Origin of the sequence: Chryseobacterium lathyri (assembly GCF_003290185.1) — a bacterium.
GTDB lineage: Bacteria > Bacteroidota > Bacteroidia > Flavobacteriales > Weeksellaceae > Chryseobacterium > Chryseobacterium lathyri.
Map to the genome: position 1 here is coordinate 189840 of NZ_QNFY01000005.1, position 12967 is coordinate 202806.

General features: G+C 37.1%; 15 protein-coding genes and 3 tRNA genes. 14 read left to right on the forward strand and 4 right to left on the reverse strand.

Annotated elements, in window-relative coordinates:
* The first annotated feature begins 6 nt into the window (after nucleotides 1-6).
* From DRF61_RS08485 to DRF61_RS08535, 11 genes are all read left to right on the forward strand, one after another.
* Nucleotides 7-696: a YiaD family glycine zipper/OmpA-like lipoprotein gene (locus DRF61_RS08485; RefSeq protein ID WP_111955976.1), complete on the forward strand. Its 690-nt coding sequence runs from the start codon at nucleotides 7-9 to the stop codon at nucleotides 694-696.
* Between the two features lie 108 nt (nucleotides 697-804).
* On the forward strand, nucleotides 805-1692 hold the full coding sequence (locus DRF61_RS08490) for a decaprenyl-phosphate phosphoribosyltransferase (protein WP_111955978.1): 888 nt from the start codon (nucleotides 805-807) through the stop codon (nucleotides 1690-1692).
* Complete coding sequence (locus DRF61_RS08495; RefSeq protein WP_111955980.1) at nucleotides 1689-3008, forward strand: FAD-binding oxidoreductase; 1320 nt, start codon at nucleotides 1689-1691, stop codon at nucleotides 3006-3008. Before DRF61_RS08490 ends, DRF61_RS08495 begins: the two co-directional genes overlap by 4 nt.
* Entirely contained in the window at nucleotides 3008-3733 is a 726-nt protein-coding gene (locus DRF61_RS08500; protein ID WP_111955982.1) for an SDR family NAD(P)-dependent oxidoreductase, read from the forward strand. The genes DRF61_RS08495 and DRF61_RS08500 overlap by 1 nt, the downstream gene beginning before the upstream one ends.
* Nucleotides 3734-3738: 5 nt before the next feature.
* The gene (locus DRF61_RS08505; protein ID WP_111955984.1) at nucleotides 3739-4326 is read left to right on the forward strand and encodes an HAD family hydrolase; all 588 of its coding nucleotides are present in this window, start codon (nucleotides 3739-3741) and stop codon (nucleotides 4324-4326) included.
* Nucleotides 4327-4350: 24 nt separating this feature from the next.
* A complete protein-coding gene (locus tag DRF61_RS08510; protein ID WP_111956233.1) occupies nucleotides 4351-4815 on the forward strand; it encodes a hypothetical protein in 465 nt (154 codons plus the stop codon).
* 2 nt (nucleotides 4816-4817) lie between these two features.
* Complete coding sequence (locus tag DRF61_RS08515) at nucleotides 4818-5993, forward strand: cysteine desulfurase family protein (protein WP_111955986.1); 1176 nt, start codon at nucleotides 4818-4820, stop codon at nucleotides 5991-5993.
* A gap of 85 nt (nucleotides 5994-6078) precedes the next feature.
* Entirely contained in the window at nucleotides 6079-6396 is a 318-nt protein-coding gene (trxA, locus tag DRF61_RS08520; protein WP_047099031.1) for a thioredoxin, read from the forward strand.
* 133 nt (nucleotides 6397-6529) lie between these two features.
* Nucleotides 6530-6603: transfer RNA gene (locus tag DRF61_RS08525), tRNA-Asp, on the forward strand.
* Nucleotides 6604-6635: 32 nt separating this feature from the next.
* Nucleotides 6636-6709, forward strand: a tRNA-Asp gene (locus DRF61_RS08530).
* Between the two features lie 33 nt (nucleotides 6710-6742).
* A tRNA-Asp gene (locus DRF61_RS08535) sits at nucleotides 6743-6816 on the forward strand.
* Between the two features lie 78 nt (nucleotides 6817-6894).
* On the opposite strand, the gene DRF61_RS08540 is transcribed toward DRF61_RS08535, so the two are convergent.
* Nucleotides 6895-7575, reverse strand: coding sequence for an aspartate/glutamate racemase family protein (locus tag DRF61_RS08540; RefSeq protein ID WP_111955988.1), 681 nt, complete (start codon nucleotides 7573-7575; stop codon nucleotides 6895-6897).
* Between the two features lie 157 nt (nucleotides 7576-7732).
* Here DRF61_RS08540 and DRF61_RS08545 point away from each other — a divergent pair, with 157 nt between their 5' ends.
* Nucleotides 7733-8251 carry a GNAT family N-acetyltransferase gene (locus tag DRF61_RS08545; RefSeq protein ID WP_111955990.1) on the forward strand — a complete coding sequence of 173 codons (519 nt, stop codon included), beginning with the start codon at nucleotides 7733-7735 and terminating at the stop codon, nucleotides 8249-8251.
* Nucleotides 8252-8590: 339 nt separating this feature from the next.
* Nucleotides 8591-9628 (forward strand): L,D-transpeptidase, encoded by a 1038-nt coding sequence (locus DRF61_RS08550; protein WP_111955992.1) that lies wholly within the window; start codon nucleotides 8591-8593, stop codon nucleotides 9626-9628.
* Here the strand turns inward: DRF61_RS08550 and DRF61_RS08555 are convergent.
* The 3 genes from DRF61_RS08555 to DRF61_RS08565 all read right to left on the reverse strand — a co-directional run bounded on the left by DRF61_RS08555 (nucleotide 9621) and on the right by DRF61_RS08565 (nucleotide 12234).
* Nucleotides 9621-10148, reverse strand: a complete 528-nt coding sequence (locus tag DRF61_RS08555; protein WP_111955994.1) for a hypothetical protein — start codon at nucleotides 10146-10148, stop codon at nucleotides 9621-9623. The two genes, DRF61_RS08550 and DRF61_RS08555, sit on opposite strands and share 8 nt — an antisense overlap.
* Before the next feature lie 3 nt (nucleotides 10149-10151).
* Nucleotides 10152-11474: a PDZ domain-containing protein gene (locus DRF61_RS08560; RefSeq protein ID WP_111955996.1), complete on the reverse strand. Its 1323-nt coding sequence runs from the start codon at nucleotides 11472-11474 to the stop codon at nucleotides 10152-10154.
* A 121-nt stretch (nucleotides 11475-11595) separates the two neighbouring features.
* Nucleotides 11596-12234 carry an alpha/beta hydrolase gene (locus DRF61_RS08565; protein ID WP_111955998.1) on the reverse strand — a complete coding sequence of 213 codons (639 nt, stop codon included), beginning with the start codon at nucleotides 12232-12234 and terminating at the stop codon, nucleotides 11596-11598.
* A 225-nt stretch (nucleotides 12235-12459) separates the two neighbouring features.
* Between DRF61_RS08565 and DRF61_RS08570 the strand changes: the two genes are divergently transcribed.
* Nucleotides 12460-12882 carry a hypothetical protein gene (locus DRF61_RS08570; RefSeq protein WP_111956000.1) on the forward strand — a complete coding sequence of 141 codons (423 nt, stop codon included), beginning with the start codon at nucleotides 12460-12462 and terminating at the stop codon, nucleotides 12880-12882.
* Nucleotides 12883-12967 lie beyond the last annotated feature (85 nt).

Consider the following 12967-nt stretch of genomic DNA (forward strand, 5'->3'; position numbering starts at 1 on the left):
AAAAAAATGAAATTTAATAAAACATATATAGGAGCTCTTTTCTTATCATCAGCATTATTGCTAACAAGCTGTGAAGCTGTTCAGAATTCTAATCATCAGCAGAGAGGTACAGCAGTAGGTGCTGCTTCAGGAGCTGTGATCGGAGGTATTCTGGGAAATAATGTGGGAAGTGGTAAAAACTCGGCATTAGGAGCAGTATTAGGAGGTATTATCGGTGGTGTTGCTGGTAACGTAATCGGTAATAAAATGGATAAGCAGGCTAAGCAGATTAAGGAAACTTTACCTGGAGCTGAAGTAGAAAGAGTAGGTGACGGTATTAAAATTACCATGAATGAAAGCATTGTTAACTTTGCTTTTGACTCTTCAAATTTAACTTCTATTGCTCAGGCCAACCTTGATAAGTTAGCTACAGTTCTTGTAGATAATCCAGATACTAATATCAATATCTACGGTCACACAGACAGCAAAGGTGCAGATGCTTACAACCTTTCTCTTTCTCAAAGAAGAGCAGACGCTGTAAAAGCTTATTTGTCAGGAAAAGGAATTGCTTCCAGCAGAATGTTTACAAAAGGTGAAGGAGAGTCTATGCCGGTGGCTACCAACGATACAGACGAAGGAAGAGCTAAAAACAGAAGAGTGGAGTTTGCCATTACAGCTAACGAGAAAATGATTAATGACGCCAAGCAAGGGCAGTAATTAATTTAATTATATAAATATTTTCGTAAAAGACCGCCTCGGCGGTTTTTTTTGTATTTTTATGGTGTAAATTTTGAAATCACTATTTTTGTAACCGAAATAGCATAAATGAAGAAATACTTTAAACTTCTCCGTGTAGAACAATGGGTGAAAAACCTGTTTGTTTTCGTCCCTCTGTTTTTTTCCGGAAATATTACCAATCTAGACCTACTTAATAAAAGTATTTTTGCATTTATTATTTTTTCCCTTGCAGCAAGTGTAGTCTATATTCTGAATGACTATAATGATATTGAGGCAGACAGAAAGCATCCTGAGAAAAGAAGGCGGCCTCTGGCAAGCGGAGCTGTTTCTAAAGCCAAAGCTTTGGGAATCCTTACAGCACTTATGATCGTTGATGTTGCTCTTGTGTTTCTTGCAAGGTTTTATTTCCACGAACCCCTATGGAAATTCGCTATAATCATTGGACTTTATATTGCAGTCAATCTTGCCTATACCTTTAAACTTAAGCATGTTCCGATCATTGATATTTTTATTATCGCTTTAGGCTTTGTGCTGAGGGTTTTAGCTGGCGGTTATATTACAGAAATAGGTATTTCCCAGTGGGCGATCTTACTAACTTTTGTCTTGGCATTGGTTTTAGCGATTGGAAAAAGAAGAGGAGAACTTATTAATGCTCAGGTTTCCGGAAAAACAAGGAAAGCACTGGACGGGTATAATGTACAGTTTGCAGATATTGCGCTGTCCATTTCAGTTACATTAGCCATTGTCTGCTATCTCATGTTTACCCTTTCGCCTGAAGTTCAGGCACGGTTTCATGAGAGAGTTTTTTATACCGTCATATTTGTAGTCTTTGCTTTTTTAAGATATCTTCAGCAGACATTAGTATATAACAGAACAGAATCTCCTACAAAAATTGTGTACAGAGACCGATATATCCAGATCACTTTAATACTTTGGGTAGCGGCATTCTTAATCCAGATTTATTTTAAAAAATGAAGCCGAATTTCATACAGAAAGTTACAAACTGGGGCAACTTCCCGGTAGTAGAAAAAGAAATGAGATCTGAGGACAGCTTCAAAAAGATAAAAGAATTTGTACTCAATCATAACGAAATTATTGCAAGAGGAAACGGAAGATGCTATGGTGATGCATCTTTGGGAGAAACCATATTTTCTACCAAAAAATTAAATAAATTTATCAGTTTCGACCGTCTTAACGGTATTATAGAATGTGAATCCGGAGTATTGCTTTCAGATGTGCTTGAAATTTCGGTGCCGCAGGGGTATTTTCTTTATGTAACTCCTGGCACGAAATTTATTTCAGTGGGAGGAGCTATTGCTTCCGATGTTCATGGTAAAAACCATCATGCGGAAGGCTGTTTTTCAGAATATGTCACCGAATTTAAGCTGATGACGGAAAACGGAAATATCATTACCTGTTCCAGAGAGGAAAATTCAGATAAATTTTGGGCTACTATTGGAGGGATGGGACTTACCGGAATCATTCTTACTGTAAAATTCAAACTTAAAAATATAGAATCTGCCTATATCCGTCAGGAAAGCATAAAAGCAGAGAATCTGGACGAAATCTTCAGACTCTTTGAAGAAAGCGAAAACTGGACGTATACAGTAGCATGGATCGACTGTCTTCAGAAAGGCAAAAATTTAGGAAGAAGTATTTTAATGAGAGGCGAACACGCTTTTCAGCACGAGCTTCCACAAAATATGGCAAAACAGCCACTAAGACTTAAGAAAAAATTACAGCCCACAGTTCCTTTTTATTTTCCGGGCTTTGTGCTGAATGCATTAACCGTGAAGATCTTCAATCTCCTGTATTACAAAAAACAGGCAAAAAAAGAAGTTAAATCATTCGTTGATTATGAAACATTTTTTTATCCTCTGGATGCTATCAACGATTGGAATAAGATCTACGGAAAAGCCGGCTTCATCCAGTACCAGATGGTGATTCCGAAAGAAACAGGTAAAGAAGGAATGAAAAAGATCCTCGAAACTATTGCAGCAAGTGGGAATGGTTCGTTTCTGGCTGTCTTGAAACTTTTCGGGAAAAACAATCCGGAGGCTTATAATTCATTTCCGTTTGAAGGCTATACGCTGGCCCTGGACTTTAAGGTCAATTCAAAGCTGGAAAAACTTGTTGAGAAATTAGATAATATTGTGCAGCAGTTCGGAGGAAGGATTTATCTTACGAAAGACAGCATGAGCAGATCTTCACTCACGAATTATCTTAAAAACATTCAAAGTTCAAAATTTGTGTCATTACAGCACAAACGAATCATAAACAACAATTCATAATGATAGTTCTGGGAAGTACATCTGAGGTGGCACAGGCTTTTGTTGAAAAGGCCCTGCAGGAAGGGGAAAAATTTGAAAAAATATATCTTTTCACTTCAAACAAAGAAACTACTGAAAGATTCGCGAGGCATATTGATGTAAAGTTTCTGCAGCAGTCCGAAGTAATTGAAATTGATCTGATGAAAGAGATTGATTATAATACATTTGATCATGTCAGTTCAAATGTATTATTTTGTGCTGCAGGATATTTAGGAGATGGGACCGAAGAAGGTCTTTATGATAACAGGAATACGGAAAGGATCATTAACATTAATTATTCAAAGCTGGTTCCCGTTATGAACTACTTTGCACAGAAATTTGAAAGCAGAAGATCAGGAACCATCATCGGGCTGTCATCAGTGGCAGGAGACCGCGGGAGGCAGAGTAATTTCATCTATGGGAGTGCAAAAGCGGCTTTTACAGCGTATCTTAGTGGGCTCCGTAACTATCTTTTTGAGAAAAAAGTACATGTTCTTACCATAAAACCCGGATTTATGGCTACAAAAATGACCGAAGGACTGCCTTTGAATCCGAAACTGACCGCAACACCAAAACAGGCTGCAGACTGCATTTACAATGCATTTAAAAAGCAGAAGAATGTGGCATATGTTTTGCCGATATGGAGTATTATAATGATGATTATCAGGAATATACCTGAATTTATATTTAAAAAATTAAAGCTTTAGTAAAAATGAAAAAATTGTATTGTTTTGATTTTGACGGAACCCTGACGTATAAGGATACCATGTTCATGTATCTTAAATTCTATGATTCTACAAAATTCAGGATGCAATTTTTAAGACATATTCCTCTTTTCATCCTCTTGAAACTGAAGCTTGCCGAGACCGAAAAAGTAAAGAAAAGCTTTATAGGATCTATTCTGAAAGGACAGACACAGGAAAAGATTGAGATGAAGTCCAAACAGTTTTTTGAACAGCATTATCCAAAGATTGTGAGAGAAAATGCTCTTGACTTTATAAAAAATATCGATAGGGATAATACACAGAGTTTATTGGTAACTGCTTCTCTGGATATATGGGTAAAACCTTTTGCTGAAGAACTGAAAATGGAGCTTGTATCCACCCGTGCAGAGTTTAAAAATGGTATTTTTACGGGAAATTTCATTGGCAAAAACTGCAATGGAAAAGAAAAACTTCTAAGAATAAAAGCTGAGATAAGCGACTCTAAATACGATAAAATTATTGCTTTCGGAGATACTTCCGGGGATCGGCAGATGCTGAAATGGGCAAATGAAGGTCATTACCAATTTTTTCACTAATTTTGGATGATAAAAAATGTAAAAATGAAAGGACTGCTTATTTTATGTACTGCAATCATTATGAGCTGTGCAGCTACGCCGTCTCAAAAACCATCAGGAATGCAGAAAAGTACTGAACTGCTTGTTTCCGAGGCACAAGGCGGCGCGGACAAAGCCGGATTTAAGATCATTAAGGATGAACAGGAATTCCGTAATGTTATCAAAGGAAGTTTCGGCCTTGTTGAGTTGGGCAAAGAACCATCCATAAATTATCCGAAATTTCCAAAAAACAAAAAAGTGGTTCTGTATAATATGGGTAGCTTCAGATCGGGAAGCCATACGATTGGTACGATTAAAAGTACCACTGTGAAAAACAATATCCTTTATGTGGAGGTTCCCGAAACACCGTCAGGCGGAATGGAAATTCAGATGCTTTCAAACCCTTGGTTTATTTTTGCTGTTCCTTCAGATTACCAGTTTACCTCAGTAGAATTAAAATATTCAAAATAAAAATGAACAAAATATATTTAGATAACGCGGCAACAACTCCTCTTTCAGAAGAAGTCATAGATGCCATGGTTAGCACCATGAAAATGAATTTCGGAAATCCTTCTTCTACCCATAGTTTTGGCCAGGAAGCAAAGATCCTTATTGAAAATGTGAGAAGGCAGGTTGCGGATTATCTTCATGTAACTCCTGCAGAGATCATCTTTACTTCTTGCGGAACAGAATCAAACAATATGATCATCAAATCCAGCGTTGAACACCTTGGAGTGGAAAGGATCATCAGTACTCCGCTGGAACACAAATGTGTTTCTGAGACTATTCTGGATATGAAAAGCAGAAAGGGAGTAGAGGTAAACTATATCCGTCCTAACGAAAAAGGGGATATCGATCTTAATAAACTGGAAGAGCTGTTAAAAGCTTCGGATAAAAAGACCCTGGTAAGCTTAATGCACGCCAACAACGAAATAGGAAATATTGCAGATATCAAAAAGATTGCTGAGCTCTGCAAAGCCAATAATGCGCTTTTCCACTCAGATACGGTACAGACAATGGCGCATATGAATCTGGACTTTTCAGATATCATGGTGGATTTTGCTTCATGCAGTGCCCACAAATTCCATGGACCGAAAGGAGTAGGTTTTGCTTTTATCAGGAAAGCGACCGGAATGCGGGGAATTATTACAGGAGGACCTCAGGAAAGAAGCTTAAGAGCCGGAACAGAGAATGTAAGCGGTATTGTAGGCCTTGGCAAAGCCTTGGAGCTTTCTTTGAAGCATATGGAAGAATATACCAATCATATGCAGGAGATTAAAGATTATGCAATAGAAAGGCTTTCTGCTGTAATTCCGGGGATTAAATTCAATGGAAGAAGCGCAGAGAAGGAAAATAGTCTTTACACGGTTTTAAGTGCTTTACTTCCATATAAGAACCCTTTAATTGGACTTCAGCTCGATATGAAAGGAATTGCTATTTCTCAGGGCAGTGCCTGCTCTTCGGGAGCATCAAAGCCTTCCATGGTCATGATGATGGTCCTTACTGAAGATGAGATGGATCATTGTACGCCATTACGTATTTCATTCAGCCATATGACGACAAAAGCAGAGATAGACGCGCTGGTAGAAGCTTTGAAAGATATTTCAAAAGACTTTGCTATAGAAAAAACAAATGTTGAGCATAGATAGTCTTATTGCTTAAAAAGCGTAATTTTGAATATCCAATTAAGGATAGAAATAGAAATATAATATTAATTTAAATAAAAGAAACAAAATGGCTTTAGAAATTACGGACAGCTCATTTCAGGACACAGTTTTAAAATCAGATAAGCCGGTATTGGTAGACTTCTGGGCTGTATGGTGTGGACCATGCAGAACTTTGGGACCAATCATCGAAGAAGTAGCATCAGATTTTGAAGGAAAAGCAGTGGTAGGAAAAGTTGATGTAGACAACAACCAGGAAATTTCAATGCAGTATGGCATCAGAAATATCCCTACAGTTCTGATTTTTAAGAACGGTGAAGTGGTTGATAAATTAGTAGGTGTGACTCCAAAAGAAGTAATCGCTGAAAAATTAAGCGCACACTTGTAAAAAAATAACTTTGATAATGAATGCCTTCCGTTTTCGGGAGGCTTTTTTTTAACAAATAATTTGCAGGGAATGAAAAAAGGTGTAATTTTGCAATCACAAAAAAGAAACAACGTTCTTTACAACAACAGAAAATGATCCGGTAGTTCAGCTGGTTAGAATGCCGCCCTGTCACGGCGGAGGTCGCGGGTTCGAGTCCCGTCCGGATCGCAAAAGTTTTATAATTTACTTTAAAAAAATTAGATCCGGTAGTTCAGCTGGTTAGAATGCCGCCCTGTCACGGCGGAGGTCGCGGGTTCGAGTCCCGTCCGGATCGCAGAAGTTTTGTCAATTTCTTTTAAAAAAAATTGATCCGGTAGTTCAGCTGGTTAGAATGCCGCCCTGTCACGGCGGAGGTCGCGGGTTCGAGTCCCGTCCGGATCGCAAGATCTTTTAAAATCCCTTCAATTATTTGAAGGGATTTTTTCTTGTATGAATTTTATTGGTATAAGAAAAGCTATTTTACGAAACAATATACTCTACAATAGCTTCACAGTGTATTTTTGTAGTATCAAAAACAGGAATTGCAAAATCATCCTGGCTGATCAGCAGCGGGATTTCTGTGCAGCCGAGAATAATACATTCTGCACCACAGCTGATAAGGTCTTCTACAATGGAAATATAATTGGTCTTGGTTTCAGGATTAATAAATCCTACTCCCAGCTCTTCCTTGACAGTATGCTGAATATAATCTCTTGTTTCCTGGTTTTCCGGGATTAGTACTTCAAGTCCGTATTCCTGAAGTTTATTTTTGTAAAAATCCATTTCCATGGTAAATTTTGTTCCCAGCAGTCCGACCTTTGTAAATCCGGCTTTACGTATTGCTTTTGCCGTTTCTGTCCCAATATGGAGAATGGGCAGTTGTACGGTATCCTGAAGCTCGTCTGCAAATAAGTGGGCTGTATTTGCACATAGAACAATGCTGTCTGCTCCGGTGTTTTTAAGGTGTTCACAGGCTCTCCGTAATAATTCAAAGGAATTGGTCCATCCTTTTGCCTGAATGTCTCCGAAATTTAAGGAATATATCATACATTCGGCAGCATTCAGCCCTCCCAGTCTGGCATTGACTCCTTCATTGATGAATTTATAATAGTCCAACGTAGAGACCCAGCTAATTCCGCCTACCAAGCCTATTTTTTTCATAAGATTCTGTTGTTTGTAATTGAAAACAAATCTAGATAAAAGTTTTCAATGTATCCCGCATATCGGTTGGATATTAATGACTTTAAGAATGGGTACAGACATTGAAAAATTTATTTTTTATCCCTATTTTTGTTAGATAACCCATCAAGCTCAAAATATGATTATAGAGAATAGCAATCGACAGGATATTGAAGAGATTTTCAGGCTATATCGTTTGGCAACTGATTTCCAAAGAACAAAAAATATTGTTCTGTGGCCGGAATTTGAAAGAAGTCTGATAGAAACTGAAATTGATGAAAAAAGACAATGGAAGATTGTAATAAATAATGAAATAGCCTGTATTTGGGCAGTTGCTTTCAGTGACCCGCAGATTTGGGCAGAAAAAAATGCTGACCCGGCAATGTATATTCATCGTATCGCTACCAATCCGGAATTTAGAGGCCGGAATATGGTTTCTGAAATTGTGAGCTGGGCAAAAAAATATTCGAAAGAGCATAATAAACAGTTCATAAGGATGGATACGGTTGGAGAGAATACTCCTCTGATCAATCATTATAAAAAATGCGGCTTTGCTTTTCTAGGATTGGTACAACTTAAAGATACTGATGGCCTTCCCGGACATTATCATAACGCTGAACTCAGTTTGTTTGAAATTGATTTATCAGGCACAAATTAAACATATTCCATGTCGCAAAGAAAATGCATTTAAAGATATTATCCCTGATCATGTCCGTAAATTTCATAATAACGAATATGAGATCCTCCAAAAAATATATAGAAACAACGCTTTATTCTTAAATCAAAGATGAAAATCAACCGGATACAGATTATTTTCTGAGTGTAACCGTTAAAAATATAATCGCTGAAGCTCTTGTCTATGCTAAAACCAATAAGCTATTGTAAATAATATACTTTAATACCGTTTTTTTACGGTATTTTTTATAATGTCTTTTGGGATTCAAATTAAGGTCTGATATTTGCAATGGGTAACCCAACTAAATGACCTGTTTTATTTATGAAAAACATATCTGTGAAAAAATCATTTTTATATGCTCTTTTTTGTGCTGCAATGCTGATTTCTTGTAAGAAAGAAATTGAAAAAATAAGCGATACTTTTAAAGATACGGTTTCTTCGTCAGAAACTTCTGCTGTAGAAAAAGATTCCATTAAGAAAGATTCTGTTGTAAAAAAAGAATCTGTACCACCGGCAATGCAGGAAAACGGTTTTTATAATGCCCTAGTACTTCCCAAAGATAAAAAGCTAAGAGATTCCATCTATGCAGAATTCAGTAAAAAATACAGTGAGAAGGAGCGTTATGCGATTCTTGCATTAAACAGACTTGATTCTAAAAATAAATGGAATGCCGATACGTTGGTTGTTCCTGCAAAAATAGATACGACACTTATGGAATATTCACCTTTTCCAATGCAGCTTGATATACTGAGCGGGGTGAAAAAATTCGTCATCTTTTCCTATCCAATACAGGCTTACGGTGTTTATTCCAATGGTAGCCTTGTCAAATGGGGTCCAACAAGTATGGGAAAAAAAGCTGCGCAGACAACACGTGGACTTACTTTTGCCAACTGGAAAAAGAAACTTTCGATTTCAACGGTAAGCAGTGAGTGGAAGCTTCCTTATAATTTTAATATTCACAATGTCGGAGGTATTGGATGGCACCAGTATGATCTTCCCGGTTATCCGGCATCACATTCATGCTTACGTTTATTGATGAAAGATGCCCAGTGGCTGTACTCTTATGCAGATACCTGGATTCTGAATCCCGGAGGTGCCACAACCAAAGCAAAAGGAACACCTGTAATGGTATTCGGAGATTACAAATGGGGTGGCAGAAAGCCGTGGAGAAAGCTTCTGGATGATCCCAATGCCAATAATATTTCAGTGGAAGAAATGACTAAGCTATTGGAGCCTCATATTGATAAAATGATCAAGGAACAGGACAACAGAGAAAAAGTATCAGATTCCATTAAAACAGCTAAAGCTATGGCAGCTCCAATCCAGGAAGAAAAACCTGCAGAAGTTCCTGCTAACTGATTTTCTTTTCAAACTGTGAAGTAGATTCTTCCGCAAACCTTCTAAGCTTAAGCATTTCTTCTTTGCCTTTGTATTGCCCAAATCTGGCAGCTGCATAGGTAAGAAAGATGCAGAACAACATAACAAATGAAGCGCTCAGGGCCCACGGGAACTCAGCGCTTTTTATCTGATTCTCCACGTAATACATTGTAAAGAAAGTCATCCATAGGATAGAAAAGAAAAAATAGAGGAACATAAAGAAAGTCCACACAGCAGAGCTGGGGCCGAATACTCCCCGTATGACAGTTTCGTCATCTTCAATTTCTATCCGTAAAGACAGCCTGGGTTTCCAGTAATTGTCATATTCAGTTTCAACGCAGATCGTGGCCATTTCCTTATTGATATTTCCGGAAAATTCATCCTTATGGTCGGCAAGATACTTTTTCAGATTTTCCGCATATTCTTCTTTGGTAAGATGCGTAAACATCTTGAATCTTGGGCGGGTTCTTATTTTATCTATTGTGCTTTCTTCGGTTTTCATATTTTAATCTTGATAGGGTATAGGGTCTTCTAACACAAAACTAAATGTCATTTCCTTATTTTTTCTCTGAATCACCATTGTGATATTTTTTCCTTCATCAGATTTCATCAGCTCCATAATCTTTTCCATGGTCATATCGGAAGTCCGGCTTCCGTTGATCGTGATTATGCGGTCATCTTTTTTGAGCCCTGCTATAAATGCCGGTGAATCTTTTCTTACTCCAGCAACGGAAAAAATAGGTTTCAATGTAAACTTATACTGAAAATTATTGACCACGGAAATCTCACTGCTTGCTTCCGATATTTTTTTTGGTTCTATTTTCACCCGGTCTTCCTGCCATTCCAATCCATCCTGCTTAAAATCCAGTCCGCTCATATTGAAATGAAACGGCTCATCAAAATTCCTGTTTTTTCTAAGATACAATTTCTCACCTTTATAATCGAAAACGACAGAAAATCTACGCATTATTTCAGCCCCGACGGATCCCTTTCTATCCTTTACCAGATTAACATGCTGAATAGAATACTCGTCAGGCATTGCTGTGAGCGGTTTTTCAAATTTAAAATCTCCGAGATAGAAATTATGGATACGGCTTCTTTTACCGTAAATATCTCCATTGAAGCCACGGCCCAGATAATCATCAATGTTGGGTCTGTTGTACACAAAATCTTTAATAAGGGTAGGGAATAGCCAAATAGCATCACTGTTACCGAGATCTATCAGCAGTTTTGAGCTTTTCTTTTCCCTGGTCATTTCTATATCAGCATTAATGTAAGGTTTGTCCTTTTCCACACTCATAGGAAACTCATCAAACTTTCGGACTTTCTTTTTGAATGCATCTGTATCCTGATAGACCGTTATTTTTTTGGTTGTATAATCTATCAAAATAGGATTATTCTTAAAAAAATGATACCCGATTACTCCGTTCACAGGAATTCCTATATGAGGTGAAATATTGAATTCTTCATCGATGACAATATACAGAAGCATAGAAGAATTGATGATGTTATCACCTATTTTTGCAATATTACGATCGGATTTAAGACCGTCTATACTTACATTTCCTCCAAGCCCTGAAAATTTGATCTTTTCAATATTCTGCAGCCTGATCTCTTTATTGTCCAGGCTGAAAAGAATAGTTTCCGCAACTCCGGTATCAAGCATAAAGGTAAGCTCTGCACCATTAACATTGATGGGAATGAAGATAAGGTTATTGATAAGCTTAAAAGGAATAACCGCTTTTTTAACTTTAACCAGTTCAAAAGTATTCTGTGCACTTATAAAAATGCTTAAGAATAATGTCAGTAAAGAAAGCAGAAGTTTCATTTACTGAATTTACTGAAATTATCCTTACTATCTATAAAAAAACATTCCAAAAACAGGAATGTTTATATAAACTTCAACGAAGAAGTAATATTAGTTGAAGAAAAATGAAATGGGTTGGGTTTTATTTTGAGAAAAAATCCATCAGGTCCATATAGTTCTTCTGATTCACACCATGTCCGCTCATATACTCTCTGAACGTAAAGTAACAGCTCAGGTCATACAGAAGGTCTGCTGCTTTTCTTCCCCATTCCATTGGGATAACAGCATCATCTGTTCCGTGAGATACGAAGAAACGGAGTCTTTCCAGCTTCTTTTTATCTTTTACGATGCCATCCAGAAGCTTTTCCTCAGGATAGCTGCTTAAACATGCCACATAATTGAAAAGATCAGGGTGCTTTAAAGCTAAAGCGTAACAAAGTATTCCGCCCTGGCTGAATCCGCACAAATGTACCTTACCTTCAATAAGTCCGTAATGATTCACAATTTTCAGAATATTTTCTAGTACTGCATTTAAAGATTCCTTGGCCTGGGAAATGTCAATGAAGTTTTCAGGATTGTTAAAATCAATATCAAACCAGGAATATCCTTCAAACTGGGTATCTCTGGGTGCCCTGAAGCTTACAATAAGCCAGTCGGCGGGAAGAGTTTCCCTGAAACTGAAAAGATCCTGCTCATTGCTGCCATAGCCATGAAGCATGAAAAGGACGGTAGTATTTGAGGTGATATGTTCCGGTTCTCTTACTATATAATCTAAATTCATACAGCAAATATAATTAATAAATCATATTGTAAATCTAAAATACAAACCTGGTTTTTATACTTAATAATTTAGGGAAGCACACGCTCAAATATAGGCTGCTGCTGTAATTGTGCTTTTTTATTGATTTGATATTATTTAGAAAACTTTATTGGAAATTTTTCATAAAAGTTATTTTTATATTAATAAAAAACTTATATTTGAAACATTAAAAATCTATTTGGAGAAATGAAGCAATTTTACAAATCAAAAAGTTTACTTAGACTTTCTTTTTTATTCGTTTTATTATTTTCGGTAATTACTGTGGTGAATTCTTGTAAAAAGGATAACGACGAAGAAGAATTCGCAGATCATGTTGTTCAGTTTGAAGTGAAAACAACTACCGGAGGAGTTATCAGAGCTATCGTAACACAGGTAGGAACATCTAAAACTGACATTTTCGATCCTGTAGGAACTGTTTGGACAAGTGGCGAATTTTTTGTGAATTCCAGCCAGGCGCAGTTAAACCTTGATGCGAAAGCCGATCTTCCGGATGCCGATTCAGAATTGGTCATTAATCTTTGGATAGACGGCGAGATCGTAAGAACTGATAAGAAAAAAGGGGCAGGTCCTATGGTAGCTTCCATTGATTACAGCTTCTTAGAATTATAGAATAACTTACTTATATATAAAAAACCGCTTTTATAAAAGCGGTTTTTTTGTTTTATAAATTGATTTTTCTGTTCAAAAGTTTTCA